This is a genomic window from Campylobacter massiliensis (assembly GCF_014253065.1).
Classification (GTDB): Bacteria; Campylobacterota; Campylobacteria; order Campylobacterales; family Campylobacteraceae; genus Campylobacter_A; species Campylobacter_A massiliensis.
In genome coordinates, this window is the sequence record NZ_JACLZK010000002.1 from 85,313 (window position 1) to 104,154 (window position 18,842).

At 43.3% G+C, this 18,842-nt stretch carries 22 protein-coding genes and 8 tRNA genes; 17 read left to right on the top strand and 13 right to left on the bottom strand.

Annotated elements, in window-relative coordinates:
* Nucleotides 1-98 precede the first annotated feature (98 nt).
* The 13 genes from H7R39_RS06985 to H7R39_RS07045 all read right to left on the bottom strand — a co-directional run bounded on the left by H7R39_RS06985 (nt 99) and on the right by H7R39_RS07045 (nt 5,875).
* Nucleotides 99-1,223 (bottom strand): AAA family ATPase, encoded by a 1,125-nt coding sequence (locus H7R39_RS06985; RefSeq protein WP_185898583.1) that lies wholly within the window; start codon nt 1,221-1,223, stop codon nt 99-101.
* Nucleotides 1,207-1,959, bottom strand: a complete 753-nt coding sequence (locus tag H7R39_RS06990; protein WP_185898584.1) for a tyrosine-type recombinase/integrase — start codon at nt 1,957-1,959, stop codon at nt 1,207-1,209. Before H7R39_RS06990 ends, H7R39_RS06985 begins: the two co-directional genes overlap by 17 nt.
* 11 nt (nt 1,960-1,970) lie before the next feature.
* Entirely contained in the window at nt 1,971-2,447 is a 477-nt protein-coding gene (locus H7R39_RS06995) for a tyrosine-type recombinase/integrase (RefSeq protein ID WP_185898585.1), read from the bottom strand.
* Nucleotides 2,448-2,692: 245 nt separating this feature from the next.
* A tRNA-Lys gene (locus H7R39_RS07000) sits at nt 2,693-2,768 on the bottom strand.
* Between the two features lie 3 nt (nt 2,769-2,771).
* A tRNA-Asp gene (locus H7R39_RS07005) sits at nt 2,772-2,848 on the bottom strand.
* Between the two features lie 8 nt (nt 2,849-2,856).
* Nucleotides 2,857-2,932: transfer RNA gene (locus tag H7R39_RS07010), tRNA-Val, on the bottom strand.
* 21 nt (nt 2,933-2,953) lie between these two features.
* Nucleotides 2,954-3,029: transfer RNA gene (locus H7R39_RS07015), tRNA-Lys, on the bottom strand.
* 3 nt (nt 3,030-3,032) lie between these two features.
* A tRNA-Asp gene (locus H7R39_RS07020) sits at nt 3,033-3,109 on the bottom strand.
* An 8-nt stretch (nt 3,110-3,117) separates the two neighbouring features.
* Nucleotides 3,118-3,193: transfer RNA gene (locus tag H7R39_RS07025), tRNA-Val, on the bottom strand.
* Nucleotides 3,194-3,208: 15 nt separating this feature from the next.
* Nucleotides 3,209-3,284 (bottom strand) — tRNA-Glu (locus tag H7R39_RS07030).
* Between the two features lie 12 nt (nt 3,285-3,296).
* Nucleotides 3,297-3,372, bottom strand: a tRNA-Lys gene (locus H7R39_RS07035).
* A 207-nt stretch (nt 3,373-3,579) separates the two neighbouring features.
* Nucleotides 3,580-5,010, bottom strand: a complete 1,431-nt coding sequence (gene glnA, locus H7R39_RS07040; protein WP_002946283.1) for a type I glutamate--ammonia ligase — start codon at nt 5,008-5,010, stop codon at nt 3,580-3,582.
* An 85-nt stretch (nt 5,011-5,095) separates the two neighbouring features.
* Nucleotides 5,096-5,875, bottom strand: coding sequence for a histidinol-phosphatase (locus H7R39_RS07045; protein WP_185898586.1), 780 nt, complete (start codon nt 5,873-5,875; stop codon nt 5,096-5,098).
* Between the two features lie 126 nt (nt 5,876-6,001).
* Here H7R39_RS07045 and H7R39_RS07050 point away from each other — a divergent pair, with 126 nt between their 5' ends.
* The 17 genes from H7R39_RS07050 to rplS all read left to right on the top strand — a co-directional run bounded on the left by H7R39_RS07050 (nt 6,002) and on the right by rplS (nt 18,731).
* Complete coding sequence (locus H7R39_RS07050) at nt 6,002-6,724, top strand: chemotaxis protein (RefSeq protein ID WP_185898587.1); 723 nt, start codon at nt 6,002-6,004, stop codon at nt 6,722-6,724.
* Complete coding sequence (locus tag H7R39_RS07055; RefSeq protein ID WP_185898588.1) at nt 6,724-7,983, top strand: peptidase U32 family protein; 1,260 nt, start codon at nt 6,724-6,726, stop codon at nt 7,981-7,983. The genes H7R39_RS07050 and H7R39_RS07055 overlap by 1 nt, the downstream gene beginning before the upstream one ends.
* Complete coding sequence (gene purE, locus H7R39_RS07060) at nt 7,980-8,477, top strand: 5-(carboxyamino)imidazole ribonucleotide mutase (RefSeq protein WP_185898589.1); 498 nt, start codon at nt 7,980-7,982, stop codon at nt 8,475-8,477. Before H7R39_RS07055 ends, purE begins: the two co-directional genes overlap by 4 nt.
* A 10-nt stretch (nt 8,478-8,487) precedes the next feature.
* The gene (locus H7R39_RS07065; protein WP_185898590.1) at nt 8,488-8,961 is read left to right on the top strand and encodes a DUF3972 domain-containing protein; all 474 of its coding nucleotides are present in this window, start codon (nt 8,488-8,490) and stop codon (nt 8,959-8,961) included.
* A 2-nt stretch (nt 8,962-8,963) separates the two neighbouring features.
* Nucleotides 8,964-9,380 carry a GyrI-like domain-containing protein gene (locus H7R39_RS07070; protein ID WP_185898591.1) on the top strand — a complete coding sequence of 139 codons (417 nt, stop codon included), beginning with the start codon at nt 8,964-8,966 and terminating at the stop codon, nt 9,378-9,380.
* A 6-nt stretch (nt 9,381-9,386) separates the two neighbouring features.
* The gene (locus H7R39_RS07075; protein WP_185898592.1) at nt 9,387-10,925 is read left to right on the top strand and encodes an AbgT family transporter; all 1,539 of its coding nucleotides are present in this window, start codon (nt 9,387-9,389) and stop codon (nt 10,923-10,925) included.
* A gap of 20 nt (nt 10,926-10,945) precedes the next feature.
* On the top strand, nt 10,946-11,830 hold the full coding sequence (glyQ, locus tag H7R39_RS07080) for a glycine--tRNA ligase subunit alpha (RefSeq protein WP_185898593.1): 885 nt from the start codon (nt 10,946-10,948) through the stop codon (nt 11,828-11,830).
* 6 nt (nt 11,831-11,836) lie between these two features.
* Nucleotides 11,837-12,574, top strand: coding sequence for a Nif3-like dinuclear metal center hexameric protein (locus H7R39_RS07085; RefSeq protein WP_185898594.1), 738 nt, complete (start codon nt 11,837-11,839; stop codon nt 12,572-12,574).
* Between the two features lie 9 nt (nt 12,575-12,583).
* Nucleotides 12,584-13,294 carry a zinc ribbon domain-containing protein gene (locus H7R39_RS07090; protein WP_185898595.1) on the top strand — a complete coding sequence of 237 codons (711 nt, stop codon included), beginning with the start codon at nt 12,584-12,586 and terminating at the stop codon, nt 13,292-13,294.
* Between the two features lie 9 nt (nt 13,295-13,303).
* Nucleotides 13,304-14,443, top strand: a complete 1,140-nt coding sequence (waaA, locus tag H7R39_RS07095; RefSeq protein WP_185898596.1) for a lipid IV(A) 3-deoxy-D-manno-octulosonic acid transferase — start codon at nt 13,304-13,306, stop codon at nt 14,441-14,443.
* Complete coding sequence (locus H7R39_RS07100) at nt 14,440-15,198, top strand: pseudouridine synthase family protein (RefSeq protein WP_185898597.1); 759 nt, start codon at nt 14,440-14,442, stop codon at nt 15,196-15,198. The genes waaA and H7R39_RS07100 overlap by 4 nt, the downstream gene beginning before the upstream one ends.
* A 67-nt stretch (nt 15,199-15,265) precedes the next feature.
* Nucleotides 15,266-16,606, top strand: coding sequence for a signal recognition particle protein (gene ffh / locus H7R39_RS07105; RefSeq protein ID WP_185898598.1), 1,341 nt, complete (start codon nt 15,266-15,268; stop codon nt 16,604-16,606).
* Nucleotides 16,607-16,673: 67 nt separating this feature from the next.
* Nucleotides 16,674-16,904, top strand: coding sequence for a 30S ribosomal protein S16 (rpsP, locus tag H7R39_RS07110; protein WP_002951203.1), 231 nt, complete (start codon nt 16,674-16,676; stop codon nt 16,902-16,904).
* Between the two features lie 7 nt (nt 16,905-16,911).
* On the top strand, nt 16,912-17,154 hold the full coding sequence (locus tag H7R39_RS07115) for a KH domain-containing protein (RefSeq protein WP_002946320.1): 243 nt from the start codon (nt 16,912-16,914) through the stop codon (nt 17,152-17,154).
* Nucleotides 17,147-17,674: a ribosome maturation factor RimM gene (rimM, locus tag H7R39_RS07120; protein ID WP_185898599.1), complete on the top strand. Its 528-nt coding sequence runs from the start codon at nt 17,147-17,149 to the stop codon at nt 17,672-17,674. Before H7R39_RS07115 ends, rimM begins: the two co-directional genes overlap by 8 nt.
* A complete protein-coding gene (gene trmD, locus H7R39_RS07125; protein ID WP_185898600.1) occupies nt 17,674-18,378 on the top strand; it encodes a tRNA (guanosine(37)-N1)-methyltransferase TrmD in 705 nt (234 codons plus the stop codon). Before rimM ends, trmD begins: the two co-directional genes overlap by 1 nt.
* Nucleotides 18,375-18,731: a 50S ribosomal protein L19 gene (gene rplS, locus H7R39_RS07130; RefSeq protein WP_002951216.1), complete on the top strand. Its 357-nt coding sequence runs from the start codon at nt 18,375-18,377 to the stop codon at nt 18,729-18,731. The genes trmD and rplS overlap by 4 nt, the downstream gene beginning before the upstream one ends.
* The last annotated feature ends 111 nt before the right edge of the window (nt 18,732-18,842 follow it).

The window sequence follows — 18,842 nt, forward strand, 5'->3', positions numbered from 1 at the left end:
AAGTGCCCGATTTTTTACGCAAAGTGGTCTCAAAACTACGCAAAGTGGAGATAATTTTACGCAAAGTGGAGCTTCTGAATATTATTTTTTTATAGATATTAACCTTTTATTATACTTAGGTATTTTTTTCTATTCAAGAAATACGTTTTCCAAAAGATTAGCTCATAGTCTTGTAGAACTTGTGCCAACAAGCGATCTCTTCGGTGTTTCTTGAGCTTTTTAAATAAAACCTCAAGCTCCGTATCTCCATGCTCAAGCAAAATGTTCGTTATTTTTTCGATAGTCTTTAACTCTTTTTTGTTTCTGATATATGCTTGCATGTTTGGAACTTCAAGTTCGATATCTAAGTTTTTATGATTATTTTCAAATCTCGTAAAAACGGTAAGCTTTAAATTGTTTCCCCCAACTCTGCGCTTTTCCCCGATAAAATCGTAAGCTATATACCCATCTTGTTGAGCCGTATCTCCATTGTTGGGAACTACCATGTATGCAGTTTCTAGGGAGTTTAACATCTGCTGACTTCCCGTAAAGGTTAGTTGATTGGTGTCTACGGTTCCGTCTTTTTTCTTAATAGCCTTGTTTGTATGATGCAAAAGAACGATTGTAGCTCCTCGAAGGCGTAAATTCATTATATAGTCGCGAAAATACGTCTTCATATCCTTGCCGCTCTCCATATCTAGCTCGCCTACAAAGTCCTTTAAGCTATCGATCACGAAGAGCATATTTGATAGATTTTCTTTTGAATTTACGATCTCTTTAAGAAGCTTAAGATTATCGATTTCGCCGAATTCTTTGTGTATCCGCGGATTATTCATCGCAATGTAGTTAAAATTCTTATACTTTATAAGCTCTTCGGCTCCGCGATCGAATATAACCGATAGCCCGTTATCTCCATCAAAATAGAAAACTTCGGATGCCTTTTTCGTTAAATATGAGAATTTTGCCAATCCCCAAGCTGCAAAAGTCTTTCCGCTTCCTGCGGGAGCGTAAAGGACTACGATGCTTTGCTTTTGTATAACATAAGGGATTAACCAGTTTGATTCCGTGTTTAATTTGTCCTGAGCGCATAGCCTTAATTTTCTTGCACGCTCCAAAGCTTTTGCGCACTCTTTATTGACGATTAAGCGATCTTTTGTTATAATCGTTTCATCAATGTTTTGAAAAGGGGGCAAACTTCCGACATCGGCCCCCATGTACTCCCATGGATCACAATGAAAATTCATCTTCATCTCCTTCGTTTAATAGAAATTTTCTAAAATCATAAAGATCTCTTAAGTAAGAATCCCACCAGTTAGCCAAACTTCTTAAGATAGCTTGAATATCTCCGTCATCGTATCTAGCATCAATATAGCTAGCTTCTACGTCAGAGATTGAAGGACTATGATACATATATAGTTCGATGAAGAAGTTCGGGATTTTATGGTCCATCATGCGTTTCATTGCAAAGGTTTTCATCGTTCCGCGGAGTCCGTGTTTTGTTATGCCGGCAATTTTTGTAAGAAAATAATTTATTTTCTGATCAGAAATACCTTCAAATACCTTGGCGTTAGGTTTTGTCACCTTATCTAGTTTTTTAAGCTTTTCTAGTAAAGAAACCATAGTATCGCAAATTGGCAAAATAAAGTCTTGGCGAGATTTAAGCGTCTTCAACTCGCCTTTCATTCTTTCTTTTTCTATCTTTATTAGCTTTTTCTCGAAATCTATATCTCGCCAGCGTAGATCGTAAATATTCATTGACCTTAAAGCGGTAGATAGAGCGAAAAGTATCAATATTCTACGTTTAAGATTAATTTTTTCGTTAGTTGAAACGTTTATAAGAAAGTTCTTTAAATCTTCAGTGTCTACTATTTTAGGATAGTGTCCTGAGTTTTTGCGACTTGGGGCATCGTACTCTTCCGAAAATTTAAAATCTTTTAGCACGTTTTGAGAAACCCAGTTGCGCTTTTTAGCAAATTTCAAGACATTATCTATTATATAGTACAATTTAATGTTGGTGCTAGGGCTTTTTCGTTAGGAGTAAAGATTTTAGTTTTAATATCGACTAGAGAAATATCCTCGATATTCATATAGCCTAAAAAGGGGAATATGTATTTATTGTATCTAACTTTGTATTTAGAGATAGTTATGGGCTTTAGTCCGATATTCTCATCATTAATGAATTTCTCCCATACTTGATTAAAGGTTTTTGCCGAAATAGGCTCTTTGTCTTCCTTTATATATAAGGAACCTTTTCTGAAACAATCCTCGAAATTTACATACAGAATCTCTCCTACCAAGGGATATGTAACTTTTCCGTTTTTGTAATAATACATACGGATCGTTTTCTTTCCGGTTTGAGAAATCTCTAAACGGAATTTTTCATATCCCGGTATTTTTATACGAATAGTAAAGTCTTTGGAGTTTGTTTGTTTCTCGATCCAGCGATCAACTTGAGCTAGTGTCATCATGAAAAATCTCCTGCGTTAAAGTATAAGGATTTCTCCTTATCTAGATTAATTATAAGAGATTTAACAAATATCAAAAATCAAACAAAAAAATTTAATATTTTATCGTCTAAGCAGTATATTTTACTAATAGGAAAGTTATCGAATTAGTATACTTTGACAATGTTTTTTTGTTTGATATAACGCGTATATTGGGATTTTGATTGAGTTTCTAAATACGAATATTTTGGGATTATCTTAAGGGGAGATGGTGCCCCGTGTAGGGCTCGAACCTACGACCCCATCATTAAGAGTGATATGCTCTACCAACTGAGCTAACGAGGCAAATGGCGCAGCGGACGGGGCTCGAACCCGCGACCTCCGCCGTGACAGGGCGGCATTCTAACCATCTGAACTACCGCTGCACCTAAAATGGTGGTCGCTATAAGACTCGAACTTATGACATCCACCTTGTAAGGGTGGCGCTCTACCAACTGAGCTAAGCGACCCAAATTTAACAAAAAAATAAATGGTGTCCTGTGCTGGACTCGAACCAGCGACCCCTTCATTAAAAGTGAAATGCTCTACCGACTGAGCTAACAAGACAAATGGCGCAGCGGACGGGGCTCGAACCCGCGACCTCCGCCGTGACAGGGCGGCATTCTAACCATCTGAACTACCGCTGCACCTAAAATGGTGGTCGCTATAAGACTCGAACTTATGACATCCACCTTGTAAGGGTGGCGCTCTACCAACTGAGCTAAGCGACCGAAAAGACTAAATCGTGGCGACCCTTAAAGGATTTGAACCTCTGTTGCTACACTGAGAGAGTAGAGTCCTGGGCCACTAGACGAAAGGGTCTATATAAAAAAATGGTGTCCTGTGCTGGACTCGAACCAGCGACCCCTTCATTAAAAGTGAAATGCTCTACCGACTGAGCTAACAAGACATTTTTCAAAAAACGAAACGTGATTATATATAAAAAAGGCTGATTTGTCAAGACAAAAAGCTGCTGTTTTTTAAATTTAGCCGCAAATTTGATTTAATTTAACAAATTTTACGTTCGTTAAAATCACGGAAAAAGTCAAATTTGGCCCAAATTTAAAAGGTCAAATTTGACCGAAAAACTAAAAAGGGATTTTGCAATCCCTTAAATTTAGCAAGAAAAGCAGGTTTTAAACTCGTATGGAGTAGGTCGCGCTTCGTACGGCCATACTTGACTCTCGAATTTATAATGCTGATACGCGTTTATAAACGTCGGAGTCATGATCGGGCGTAGGTATTCGTTGTCGCGAATTAGCGCCTCAAGGCTACCTCTTAGCGTGTGTGGGAGCTGCTCGATACCGCGTTCGCGGATCTCGTCAAGCGTGAGTTTAAATAAATTTTCATCCATCGGGCCGACCGGCTCCATCTTGTGTTTTACGCCGTCAAGTCCCGCCATCAGCATCGCTGAAAATGCCAAATACGGGTTTGCCGTACCGTCAGGGAAGCGCATTTCGGCGCGGACCGATTTTTCTCCCGAGCCGTATGGGATGCGGATCGAGGCGGAGCGGTTTTGGCTAGAATACGTTAGGATAGACGGCGCCTCAAAGCCCGGTATTAGGCGCTTGTAGCTGTTTGTGCTCGGGTTTGTAAATGCCGCGACGCTCCTTGCGTGTTTTAAAATCCCGCCGATGTACCAGCGCGCAAAATCGCTTAAGTTTGCGTATTTTCCCTCGCCGTAGAATAAATTTTTGCCGTCTTTCCATACCGACTGATGCACGTGCATGCCGCTACCGTTGTCGCCGTAGAGCGGTTTTGGCATAAACGTCGCCGTTTTGCCGTTTAGGTGGGCTACCATTTTAACGACGTATTTGTAAATTTGCACGTTATCGGCCGCTTCAAGAAGGGTGCCAAATTTAACGCCAAGCTCGCCTTGTCCTTGCGCGACCTCATGGTGTCCTAGCATGACTTCGAGGCCTACTTGCTCTAAAACCTGCATCATCTCGGCGCGCAGATCGACCATGCTATCGGTCGGTTGCGTCATCAGATAGCCGCCTTTTCTTCTTGGGCGGTGACCGGTGTTGTAGCTGTCTTTAAAGTCTCTAGCGTCGTTCCACTCGCCTTCTTCGCTATCTACTTCAAACATCGCGCAGTTTGGACTGTCTACTATTTTTACGTTATCAAATATAAAAAACTCGTTCTCCGGCCCGAAATACGCCACGTCTCCCATGCCGCTTTCTTTGACGTAGGCCATAGCTTTTTTGGCTATCGAGCGTGGGCATTTTTCGTAAATTTGACCCTTGTAAATGTCGTAAATATCGGCAAAAACCACGACCGTAACGTCGGCGGTAAACGGATCTAAAAAGGCGCTGGTCGCCTCGGGACACATCAGCATATCGCTTCTTTCGATCGGTTGCCATCCTCCTAGCGAACTCGCGTCCATCGGTATGCCGTTTACGAAGTGATCTTTTTCTACGAATTTTATGTTATAAGATATGCTGTGCCAGGCGCCGTTCATATCGGTAAATCTAAAATCCACGAATTTAACCTCGTGTTCTTTGCAAAAATCAAAAAAATGATCGACGCTTTTTACGAATTTTCCCATTTTTCGCTCCTGTGTTTATTGATTTCGTAATTTTATCATAAAATTTTACTTTTAAGATTAATTTAAATAATTTTTTCTACCCGATCTAAAATTTTACAAATTCTCTATCGCGGTTTTTAAATACCGCACACTTGCTAAATCCTAAATTTCTAGCGATTTGCTCGCATTTTTCGCCGTTTAGACCGACTTGGTCTTTTGCGTGTGCGTCTGAGCCGAAGGTGATAGGGATTTCTTTTTCGGCGATCATTTCTAGTAAATTTACGCTCGGATACTGCTCGCCGATCGGTTTTCTAAAGCCGGCCGCATTTATCTCGACCGTCAAATTTGCCTTTTTTATAGCGTCGATCGCGTCTTTGGCAAGGAGTCTAACGTCGGTTTTTGGCATAAATTTAAATACCTTTAGCAAATCCAAATGCCCGACGATGTCAAATTTACCGGACTTTGCCATCTTTTCGACGCAGTAAAAATAATCTCGCCAAATTTGATCCATATCGCGTTTTTCGTATTCGCCGATAAATTCGGGATTATCAAAGCCCCAGCCGCCTAAAAAATGCACCGAACCGATGAGGTAATCAACTTTGCGCGTTAAAACCCGCTCGTCCATAAAGCCTTCTAAAAAATCGACTTCATAGCCGAGTAGGATTTTTATCTGCCCGTCAAATTCGTCTCTAAGGCGCAAAATCTCGCCCTCATAAGCGTCCATTTGCGAAAATTCCATTCGGTACGCTTCGTCAAAATTCATCGGCGCGTGATCGCTAAAGCCAAAATACTCGCAGTTTGAATTTATCGCGCTTAAAACATACTCTCTAGGCTCATCTACGGCGTGTTTGCAAAGCGGCGTGTGGTTGTGTAGATCGACTCTCATTTTTATCCTTAAGTATTTTGCAAATGCTACCTAAAATTTAATAAATTTAAGGATAAAGTTCGGGTTTTTAAACTTATATTTCGTTAATTTTCTATATAATCAGCCCAAATTTAAATAGGAGATTTTATGACGCAAGAAGAACTTGACGCCTTGATGGCGGGCGATTTCGAAGATGAAGAGATCGGCGAGGAAACAGCGGAAGAAATTGCGCCGCCTGCGGAAGAGAGCGCGAAAAAAACCGATCCGGCGCCGAGTGAACAGATAATAAACTACGAGGGCACCGAGATGCGTATATCCTCAAATATGCCGTGGCCTCCGCCTCCACCGACTGACGATCACAAGATGGTTCACCAGCTAGACGACGTCACAAAGGATAGCGAGGAAAAAGCCACGCAGATGTTTGACAAGCTTGATGCGATCAATAACTTTTCAATGGACGCGGAGAGCGGACTTAGCGAGATTATCAGCGGTATCGAGGCTAATATCGAAATTTTTACCAAACTGCACGAAAAATTCCCAAATATCGCTACTTTTGCCGAGGCGCTAGAGAAAAATAACGCACTAAAAAGCTCTGCAGAAACGACTCTAGATAACGTCAGGATGGCCGAAGACGAGATAATGATGGCGATGGATATGATGCAGTATCAAGACATCCACCGCCAAAAGATCGAGCGCGTCATCAACGTCATGCGCGCGCTTAGCAAGTATATGAGCAGCCTGTTTGAAGGCAAGATCGACGACGAGAAGCGCGTGGCCTCGGCAGTACATATCGCGGGCGATACGCACACCGAAAATCTCGTCAGCAACGACGACATCGAAGCTCTGATAGAAAGTTTGGGCAAAAAATAGTGCTAAAGCCCGAGCTTTTATCTCCCGCGGGGAATTTAACCAAGCTAAAAATAGCTCTAGAGTACGGTGCAGACGCGGTTTATGCATCGGTGGCGAGCTTTTCTCTTCGCACCCGTTCGGCGCGCGAATTTAACCTAGAAAGCTTTAAAGAAGCCATCGAGTACACGCACGCAAAGGGCAAGAAATTTTACGCGACGGTAAACGCGTTTCCTTTTAATTCGCAAATCGAGCCGCTAAAACGCCACTTGCAAACGATTTCTGCAATGAAGCCAGATGCCTTTATCATCGCGACTCCGGGCGTCATGAGTCTGGCAAAAGAAATAGCCCCCGAGATTGAGATACACCTCTCGACGCAGGCAAATGTCATGAACGCGCTTGACGCTAAAATCTACCACGAAATGGGTGCAAAACGCATCGTCGTAGCGCGCGAAATGAGCCTAAAAGACGTCGTGAAGATAAAAGAGCAAATCCCGACGCTGGATATCGAAATTTTCGTGCACGGCTCGATGTGCTTTGCTTACTCGGGACGCTGTTTGGTTAGCGCGGTTCAAAGCGGCCGCCAATCAAACCGCGGCAGCTGCGCCAACGACTGCAGGTTTAAATACGAACTCTACGCCAAAAGCGAGGAGAGCGGGGTGCTGTTTCGCCTAGAGGAGGACGAAAGCGGTACGCACATAATGAACTCCAAAGACTTAAATTTATCCGCACACATCAAGGATATCATCGAAAGCGGCGCGGTCGATAGCCTAAAAATAGAAGGTCGCACGAAAAGCGAATACTACGCCGCCTGTGCGACTAGAGCCTACCGTATGGCCGTTGACGATGCGGTAGCTGGCAAATTTGACGCGAAAATTTACACCGGTGAGCTAAATACGCTAAAAAATCGCGGCTTTACCGACGGCTACCTGGTAAATCGCCCGTTTGAAAAGGCTGATACGCAAAATTACGCTAGTAGCCTAGAGGAGGGCACACATCAGGTAAACGCCATGACTTTAGACGGCGAGTTTTTTAAATGCAAATATAAAATTTTCCCTGGCAACGAGTACGAGATCGTGGCTCCCCTGGGCGCTCAGATAGATGAGTGCGAGAGCGAAATATCTCAAATTTTTGGTCGCGACGGCAAGAAATTTATCAAATTTAAAAAGCTCGTAACCAAAAAAGGTAAGGAAATAGCAGAAATCCACAGCGGCAACAAAAACGAAGTAAATTTGGGCGCGAAGTTGCCTAAATTTAGCTTTTTAAGAGAGGAAATAAAATGAAATTCGTATCTATAATAATGGGAAGCAAAAGCGACTACGACGTAGTTAGCGAGGCGGCGAAAACGCTTGAGAAATTTAACGTTCCTTACGAGCTGATCATAAGCTCCGCGCACAGAAGCCCGAAGCGAACGAGCGAATACGTCGCCGCAGCCGAGGAAAAAGGCGCACAGGTATTTATAGCAGCAGCCGGCATGGCGGCGCATCTAGCGGGTGCTATCGCAGCAAACACCACTCGCCCCGTGATCGGCATACCGATGGGCGGTTCGGCGCTTAGCGGCGTGGACGCGCTTTATTCGACCGTGCAGATGCCAGGCGGCATGCCTGTGGGTACCGTAGCGATCGGCAAGGCTGGCGCGGTAAACGCAGCCTATTTGGCGCTACAAATTTTAGCCCTAAACGACCAAAATCTAGACGAAATGCTAAAAGCCGATCGGGCGGCGAAAGCTAAGCAAGTAGAGGAAGACTCGGCGAAGGTGGAAGTTTTACTCGCCTAAAGGAGCAAAGATGCAGACATACCTAAATATAGACGAATTTTGCAAGCTCGTGCACCTAGAACGCGAGGTGATCGAGGGGATGATAAACCGCGGCGTGCTAAATACGAAAGAAGAGGGCGGCGAAATCCTCATAGAAGCCAGCCAGGGCACGATGAGCGTGGTGCCTAGCGTCGTGGCCGTACCTGCACCCCAGATCGGCGCGGATGGCTTTAGCTTCGTAGAAAAGACGATCGGTACGATACTGAATTTGCACGAAAAGGTGCTAGATGCCAAAGACGAGACACTAGAGACCCTGCGCAACGAAAATAAGTTTTTAAAAGAGGCGCTAATCTCGATGCAAGAGCTCTACGACGAGGATAGAAAAACGGTAGAAACGCTCACGAAACAGCTAAAAAATTCGCAAGATGAAGTCGAGTTTTTAAAACGAAAATACAAGCTCATGTGGAACAAGGCGGTTGAAAATTTTAAAGGCGACAAGGAGTAGTCATGGAAATTTTAGCGGTAGAGGGTTTTAAAATTTGCGGATTAAAAACTCGCACCAAAAATGCCGACGAGATAAACGGCGACGGTAAAATCCCAGCCTTGTGGGCTAAATTTACAAAAGAATTTTATGACGGTAAAAGCGAAATTTACGGCGTTTATTGTAGTTACGAAAACGGCGTAAACGGGCTTTACGATTTATTTATCGGTACGAAGTCGCTTTGCTCAGGCGGCGAAATTTTAGAGATAAAAAGCGGCAAATACGCTGTTTTTAGCTTTCCAAATGAGCCGCAAAACGTAGCAAAATTTTGGGGAGAAATTTGGAAATATTTTGAAGGCTCAAAGCTAAAAAGAGCCTACGAAACGGACTTTGAGTTTTACTGCGGCGACGAGATAAAAATTTATATCTCGGTTTTAGATTAGGAAAAAATGGATAACAAAAATAGCGGATCGATCTTAGGTTTTATCGAAAAATTCGGCAACAAGCTGCCTAATCCCACCATGCTTTTCGTCTATCTTTCGGTTGTCACGATCTTGCTGTCATTTGTGCTACAGAGGCTCGGAGTTGGCGTCAGCTATCAGGCTATCAAGGACGGGCAGATCTCGCAGCTAAGCGCAAACGTCGTAAATTTGCTCTCGGCTGATAGTATCAGGACCTTTGTCTCGTCCATGCTTAAAAACTTCACCGGTTTTTATCCTCTTGGCGTGGTTTTTGCGATCATTTTAGGTATCGGCGTGGCGGATAAGGCCGGGCTTTTATCGGCGCTGGTTAAAAAAATCGCCCTAAATTCGTCCAAAAAATGGGTAACTCCTATCGTGATCTTTTTGGGCGTGATGTCCAACGTCGCCTCCTCAGTCGGATACGTCGTGCTGATACCGCTCGGAGCTATTTTATTTGCGGGATTTGGGCGCCATCCTATCGCGGGGCTTGCGGCGGCTTTTGCCGGCGTTAGCGGCGGCTGGTCGGCAAATCTGCTAATCGGCACGAACGATCCGATGTTTGCGGCGTTTTCTACGCAGGCGGCTAGCGTGCTAAATCCCGACTACGTCGTTTTAGCTACGGCAAATTGGTATTTTATGATAGCTTCGACATTTTTGATCGTGATCGTGGGCTCTTTCGTGACCGATAGGATAGTCGAGCCTAGGCTTGGCAAATTTAGCTTTGAGGGCGCGTTAAATTTAGATGAGCGCGACGAGATAAGCGCAGAGCAAAGGCGCGGGCTAAAATTTGCCCTCATCGCGTCTGTTGTTTTCGCGATCCTTTTGCTAGCGGCGCTTTTGCCGTCAAATTCGCTCTTTGGCGCAAAAGAGGGCGAGAGCTTTACGAAGTCCGTTTTCATGCACTCTATCATCATTTTTATGATGCTATTTTTTATAGTTGCGGGTGCGGCTTACGGCGTCGGAGCGGGGACGATAAAAAACAGCGGCGATGCGGTTAAATTTATGGAACAAGCCGTCGCCGAGCTATCTGGATTTTTGGTTTTGATATTTTTCGCGGCTCAGTTTACGTATCTATTTAACGCCTCAAACATCGGGCTGGTGCTATCGATAAAAGGCTCGGTTTTCTTAAAAGATATTGGTCTAACGGGGCTTAGCCTCATTATCGTTTTTATAGTCGTGATCGCGTTTATAAATTTATTTATCGCCGTGGATTCGGCTAAATGGGCGATGATGGCGCCTATTTTCGTGCCGATGTTTATGAACCTAGGCCTCTCGCCCGAGCTAACGCAGGCTGCTTTTAGGATAGGCGACTCGACGACGAATATCATAACGCCTTTGATGCCGTTTTTCGTGCTGATAGTGGCGTTTATGCAGCGCTACGACAAGGGGTTAAAAATCGGCTCGGTAGTCTCGATAATGCTGCCTTACACGGTCGCGTTTTTGCTCTCGTGGGCGGCGCTGATGTCGGTTTGGTACGCTTTTGACCTACCTTTGGGGCCTGGTGCGGCTATACATTATCTAAAATAAAATTTTAAAAAGGAAGAAAAATGACGTTTTCAGAGATTATTTTGACGTTGCAAAACTACTGGCGCGAGCAGGGTTGCGTGATACTGCAGCCATACGATATGCCTGCAGGTGCTGGTACCTATCATCAGGCGACTTTTTTAAGGAGCCTCGGGCCAAAGCCGTGGGCGACGGCGTACGTAGCACCTTCTCGCCGTCCGACCGACGGTAGATACGGCGAAAACCCAAACCGCCTGGGTGCTTATTATCAGTTTCAGGTGCTTATAAAACCAAGCCCGAAAAATATACAGGAGCTTTATCTAAAAAGCCTTGAAAAGCTCGGGTTAAATTTGAAAAATCACGACATCCGCTTCGTCGAGGATAACTGGGAGAGTCCGACGCTGGGTGCTTGGGGGCTAGGCTGGGAGGTCTGGCTAGACGGCATGGAAGTAACGCAGTTTACGTATTTTCAACAAGTTGGGGGCATCGCGTGCGAGCTGGTTTCGGCCGAGATCACTTACGGCCTTGAGCGCCTTGCGATGTATCTGCAGGACGTAAATAGCGTCTATGATATCGTTTGGGACGATAGGGGCGGCGATATCGTGACCTACGCCGACGTGCATAAGCAGGGCGAATTTGAGTGGAGCAAATATAACTTTGAAATCGCAGACGTAGATATGCTATTTCGCCAGTTTGAAAATGCATTCGGCGAGTGCAAACGCTGCCTAGAGGCTAAAATTTCGCTGCCTGCGTACGATTATTGCATGCTTGCGGCGCATACGTTTAACGTCCTTGACGCGCGCGGAGCTATCAGTGTAACGCAAAGGCAAGACTATATCCTAAAAATCCGCGAGCTGGCCAAAGAGTGCGCGCTGACGTATAAAGCCAGCATCGACGCCGCAGCCCAAAACGACGCGAAGGGCGAATAAAATTTGATGAAAATCGGCGAAATTTATAAAATTTTAGACGAGATTAGCCCGTTTGCGAGTCAAGAAGAGTGGGATAACAGCGGACTGCTCGTGGGCTCGTTTGAGGCAAGCGCGGAGCGCGTTTATCTTAGCCTTGACGTCGATGAAGAGCTTTTGGACGAAGCGCAGCCAAATTCGCTTATCATTACGCATCATCCGCTCATTTTTAAAGGGCTAAAATCGCTAAATTTGGACAAATATCCAAGCAGCCTAATCGCAAAGATGGTAGCTAAAAATTTAAGCCTGATCGCGATGCACACGAACTATGATCTAAGCCACCTAAACGAATACGTGCTAAGCGAAATTTTGGGCTTTGCAATAAAAGAACGCGATGGATTCGTGCTTTATGCGGATGTAAATTTGAGCTTTGGCGAGCTTTGTGAGATGGTAAAAACAAAGCTAAATTTAAGCCATTTAAGGGTTTGTAAGGGGCGAAAATTTGATCATAATACGCCTATAAAACGCCTTGCATTTTGTACGGGAAGCGGCGGAGATTTGATAGATGGCGTCAAAGCGGATGTGTTTTTAACCGGGGATCTGAAGTATCACCAAGCCATGAGCGCCGTGCAAAATAATCTTACTATGATAGACATCGGGCACTTCGAGAGCGAGCGGTATTTTGGGGAGTCGCTTGCAAAATATTTGCAAATTTTGCCGATTCCTACTATAATATCCAACTCAAAAAACCCGTTTTCATACAGTTAAAGGAAAAAGATGAATAAATATTTAGAACAGCTAGTCGAGCTCTCAAACATCGATAAAGATATCGACGATTTTACCCCGCGCCTTGAGAAGGTTCAAAGCGTTTTAAAAGCGACCAAGGACGAGCAGGCGGCGATTTTATCGCAGATCGAGGACGCGACCACGAGCGTGACCGAGCTAAAAAATCAAAAATCTCAAACCAACGCGCATATAGCGGAATTTAGCGCAAAGATAAAAGACGTCGCCAAAAAAAGCGGCGCGGCAAAAACTGAAAAAGAAATAAAAGCGCTTCAGCTAGAAGACGAGCTAGCTAAAGAGCAGCTAGAAGCCGCAAACGAAGAGGTCGAAAGACTAGAAAAAATCATAGATAGCAAAAATGCGCTAAAAAGCGAGCTTGAGGCAAAGGCTGCGGAACTAGGCGAAAATTTGACCAAAATCGAGAGCGAGATCTCGGCCGAAGTCGGCGCCATCGAGCAACAAAGAGACGAAATATACGCTAAGAAAAACAAGCTAGTCGGCGAGATGAATCAAAAAATCTTAACCTTTTACGAGAAAATCCGCAAATGGGCGCACAACACCGCCGTCGTGCCGGTCAAAAAGCAGGCCTGCTACGGCTGCTTTATGCAGATAAACGACAAGACTTATTCTGCCGTCATCAAGGGCGAAGACATCGTGACCTGCCCTCATTGCGGCCGAATTTTATACAAAGAAGCGGCGAACTAGCCTTTAAATTTGATAATAATTTATTACGTTTTAGTCCTCTCGGCGTTTGCCTTGGGGGCTTTACCGCTTGCGATTTTAGCTTTTAAGAAAAAGTACAGAGCCTCGATTCCCGCTAGATTTTTTTTGTTTAAAAATCCCAAATTTGACGCCTCGCGCCTGCATGTTCACGCGTGTAGTTTCGGCGAGGTGCGCTCTATCGCGCCGCTAGTTAGTAGATTTAAAGACGCGATCGCAGTCTCGGTCGTAACCAAAACCGGATTTGACGAGGCGAAAAAAATCACGCAAAATACGCGCTTTTTGCCGTTTGAGATATTTTTACCGTTTTGGCTAAAGCCTGCTAAAATCACGGTCATTTTTGAGGCCGAGCTTTGGCTGGGGCTTGTTTTTTGGGCTAAATTTAAGGGTTCGCGCGTCATTTTGATAAACGCTAGGATTTCTGATAGGAGCTACAAAAGCTATCTCAAATTTGGCTTTTTTTACAGGTATTTGTTTAAATTTATAGATAAAATTTACGCTCAAAGCGATCTGGATAAAGAGCGTTTGGAGCGGCTCGGCGCTAAAAATATCGTCGTTAGCGGCAATATAAAATCAGCCTTTTTGCCAAGCCCGAGTAAAATTTATGCCAAGCCAAAGGAGCGCGTGATCGTGCTGGCTAGCACTCATGCGGGCGAAGAGGAGCTGATTTTGCGTGATTTAAATTTGAGCGCAAACGACAAGCTGATTTTAGTTCCGCGTCATCCTGAGAGATTTAACGATGCGAGCGAGATTTTGGCTAAATTTGCCGTAAAAAATGGACTAAAATTTGCCAAATTTAGCGAAGCCAAAAATTTTGACGCGCAGTGCGTGCTGGTCGATACGATGGGCGAGCTGGTAAATATTTATAAATTTAGCGACGTCGTCGTGCTTGGCGGCAGCTTCGTGCCAAACGTAGGCGGACACAATCCGATTGAGGCGGCGCAGTTTGAAAACGCGGTGATAAGCGGGGAGTTTATATTTAATCAAAAAGCCTTGTATAGTGCGGTAGATGGGATAAAATTTGCAAAAGCGGACGAGATAAATTCGCTTTTAAAGCAAAATTTACCTAAAGCAAAAATAGTCGCCAAAGGCGATGCAAGCGAGATTTTAAAAGATATTGAGGAAAATTTATGAAAGAAGAAAAAGCCTATAAACTACTGGCGATCCAGGAGGGCATCTCAAACAACGAGGCAAAGGAACTAATCGACGCTGGGCTGGTTAGCGCCAAAGGGCAAAGGATCGCCGTGGCGCGTGCAATGATGAGCGTGACGACTAAATTTAACGTGCAAAAGCTGCCGCGTCCAAGCGTGATTTTTGAGGATGAAAACTTGATTGCGATTGATAAACCGGCGTTTTTGACCTCGGAAAAAGTGAGCGAAACTTATAAATTTCCTCTGCTTCACAGACTCGATAAGGAAACTAGCGGCGTACTTTTACTCGTGAAAAACGAGGAATTTCAAAAAAAAGCGATCGAGGAGTTTAAAAACTGCCGCGTAAAAAAAGAGTATGTCGCGGCAGTCAAGGGTATCGTGAGCGAGGAATTTAGCGTAAACGAACCAATAATCACGCTAAAAAACAAAGGTGGAGCGTTTTCTAAGATCTCGCCAAACGGCAAAGAGGCCTTTTCGCACGTAACTCCAGTGATGGTCGCTGGCAAAAAAAGTCTCGTAAAAGTCGAGATAAAAACCGGTAGAACGCACCAAATCAGAGTGCACCTAAATCACGCCGGATACGGGATCGTCGGCGATGAAAAATACGCTAAAAATAAATCCGCAAGAATGTATCTGCACGCTTATAAAATCGAGCTTTTAGGTTATAAATTAAGGTCAAATTTGAGCAGCGATTTTAACAAGCTCGGTTTTGAAATTTCAAGAAATTTTGAGATTTAAAGAGCGATAAAGCTTAAATTTAATAAAATACGCGCTTTAGCTATACAATGTAAATAAAAGGTAGAATGTGTTTGAACAAATCAGCGAGTCGTTTCGTTTAGCCGTTAGTAAAATTCGTTTCGTAGACGATGAAAAAGCGCTAAATAACGCGCTTGACGTGCTTAAAAAAGCACTACTAAAAGCCGACGTTCATCACAAAGTTACCAAAGAATTGCTAGCTCTCATAGAGGCCGATCTAAAGCAAAGCGGGATAGGCCAAAAGCAATTTTTAGACGCTATCAAGTCAAATTTAACGAAAGTTTTAACCGCGCCGGGCAACCAGGGCTTTGTCTTCGCGCCAGTAGCTCCTACGATCGTGCTGATGGCTGGTTTGCAAGGTAGCGGAAAAACCACTACGACGATAAAGCTAGCTAACTATCTAAAGCTTAGAAAGAAAAAAGTTTTGGTCGCGGCGTGCGATTTGCAACGCTTGGCGGCCGTCGAGCAGCTTCGTCAACTTTGCGAAGCAAACGAGATAGAGCTTTTCAGTATAGAAAATGAAACCGATCCGCTAAACGTAGCCAAGCAAGCGCTAGCTAAGGTAAAAAGCGGGCTTTACGACGTACTTTTGGTCGATACGGCGGGACGTTTGGCGATAGACGAAGCTTTGATGAAGCAGATAAAAGATATCAAATCAGCGCTCGAGCCGCATGAAATTTTTTACGTAGCTGACGCCATGAGCGGACAAGATGGCGTAAAAACAGCAAGTATGTTTAACGATGCGCTAAAAATAAGCGGCGTGGTGCTAAGCAAATTTGACTCGGACAGCAAAGGCGGCGTAGCTATCGGCATAGCCAAGCAGCTAAATATACCGCTTAGATTCGTTGGTATCGGCGAAAAAGTCGGCGATATGGAGAGCTTTATCCCTGAGCGTATCGTGAGCCGCATAATGGGCGAGGGCGACTTGGCGACGTTGGTTGAAAAAACTAGCGCCGTGATAGACGAACAAGAGGCAAAAAGAATAAATAAAAAGATCAAAAAAGGACAGTTTAACTTTAACGACTTTTTATCGCAAATGGAAAGCGTCAAAAAGCTTGGAAATATGAAAAGCCTAATCGGTATGATACCAGGTCTCTCAAGCGTGGCAAATCAGATAAAAGATATCGACCTTGATAACTCCAAGGAAATTTTACATATCAAAGCTATGATAAATTCTATGACGCAAAAAGAGCGTGAGAATCCTGATTTGCTAAACAACAGCCGAAAAAGACGTTTGGCTGCGGGATCTGGACTATCTCAAGTAGAGGTAAATCGCTTTTTGAAGCAGTTTGAAAACGCATCAAAAATAGCAAAGAGGTTTTCTGGTAAAGAAGGCCTAAAGGGGCTTGGAAATTTACTAAACCAAGCTAAAAACTCTCGCCCTAATTAAAGGGCTTAAATTTGGCTACGAGCGTGGCTAAATTTAAGCCTATTTAAAAAACAGAAGGAGAAATATAATGGCAACAGTAGTAAGACTAACGAGAATGGGACGCAAGAAAAAACCTTTTTATCGTATAGTCGTAACGGATAGTAGAAAAAGAAGAGACGGCGGCTGGATAGAGTCGATCGGTTACTACAACCCGATGGTTGAGCCTGAGGTGGTAAAATTTGACGCTGAGCGTTTGGCTTATTGGAAAGGCGTCGGTGCGAAACTTAGCGACAGGGTTGCAAAAATAACTAGCAAATAATTAAAAAATGGTAGAAAATTTTTTACTTGAATACGCTAAGCTCATCGCTGATTTTCCAGATAAAGTGAAACTTGAGCGAGTCGAGCTTGGCGAAAATTTTGCCGAGCTGATAATCTACGCCGATAAAGTCGATACGGGCAAGCTTATCGGCAAAGACGGCAGGATGATAAACGCGATAAAGACCGTAATCGTGGGCTATAAAGCCAAAGATGCGACATCATACCGCGTTACGGTAAAACCTCTTGAGTGAGCTTGTAGAAGTCGCATTGCTTGGCAAAACGGTAGGATTAAAGGGGTTTGTCAAGCTTCATAATAAAGGCGACTTTCCTAACCAGTTTAAAAAAAATGCTACATTTTTCGACAAAGACGGTAAAGAACTCGTCGTAAAAAACTACAATCACACAAATGATACGATCTCTTTTTACGGTTTTGAAGATATAGATAGCGCAAAAACTCTTACTAATAAAACAATCTACACTACAAAAGAAGAAACTAGAAAAAACTGCAAACTAAAAAAGGGCGAATTTTTCTATTTTGATGTCATCGGTTGCGAAATTTACGAAAATAACCAAAGGCTCGGCGAAGTAGAGGATATAGACGAGGTCGGCGCAAATCATCTATTTCTAGTAAAAACAGATGAAAATTTGATTTCCAAAGGGTTGGAAAAAAGTTTTTATATTCCGTATATCGACGTTTATATAGAAAAAGTCGATGTGGAAAATAAAAAAATTTATACCAAAAATGCTATCTTAATTCTAGAAAATTCCTGATGAAATTTACCTTTGTTACACTTTTTGAAGGCCTTGTACGACCTTATTTTGAAGATAGTATTTTGGGTCGCGCCATAAAAGAAAAACTTATCTCAATTGATTTTTTAAATCCTCGGGATTTTACTACCGATAAGCATAAAAAGGTAGATGACTATATGGTTGGAGGCGGCGCAGGGTTACTCATGACATGTCAGCCTCTTGATGATACTTTAAATTCTTTACTAAAAAATAAGCCAAAACCCCATACTATTTTTCTTGCGCCTGCTGGAAAAAAATTTACCCAAAACGATGCTAGGCGTCTAGCAAAAAAAGAACATATTTGTCTAGTTTGCGGTAGATATGAGGGCATAGATGAGCGAATAGTAGAAAAATACGCAGATGAAATTTTTTGTATCGGCGATTTTGTGATGACCGGAGGGGAACTGGCGGCTCTTTGTATTTCCGATGCGATTTCTCGCAATATTGACGGCGTTTTGGGAAATAATCAAAGTCTTGAAGTTGAGAGTTTTGAGTGCGATTTACTTGAGGCTCCGTCTTTTACAAAACCTAGTGATTACAAAGGTTCTGGTGTGGTTTCAGCGTTTTTAAAGGGAGACCATGCTAAAATTAGAGCTTTGAAAAATAATATGGCGTTCTTAAAAACTAGGTTTTTTCGTCCGGATTTATACCGAAAATTTGAGCCGCCGACTAAGGAAAAAATATGAGAAACAAGTATATAGAGGCGTTTGAACAAACTCAAATAGCCCAAAAGTCTGTGCCTGATTTTCGTGCTGGAGATACTTTACGTATAGCCATCCGCATCAAAGAGGGTGATAAAACGAGAATTCAAAATTTTGAAGGTATCTGCATAGCAAGACGCGGAAGCGGAACTGGCGAAACATTTATCATCAGAAAAATCGGCGCAAATAGCGTAGGCGTAGAGAGAATTTTCCCTATCTATAGCGAAAGTCTAGAGAGCATAACCGTTCTAAGACAAGGTCGCGTTCGCCGCGCTAAGCTATTTTATCTACGCGATAGGCGCGGTAAAGCCGCTCGCATCAAAGAGCTTAAAAAATAATTTTACTCCTTGCAAAAGTCTAGTTTTAGGCTTTTGCCTTCTTTTTGTATTCTTAAATTTTAAAAACGCTTAATTAAAATCAATCGTTTTATCTAAAATTAGAGTTACAAT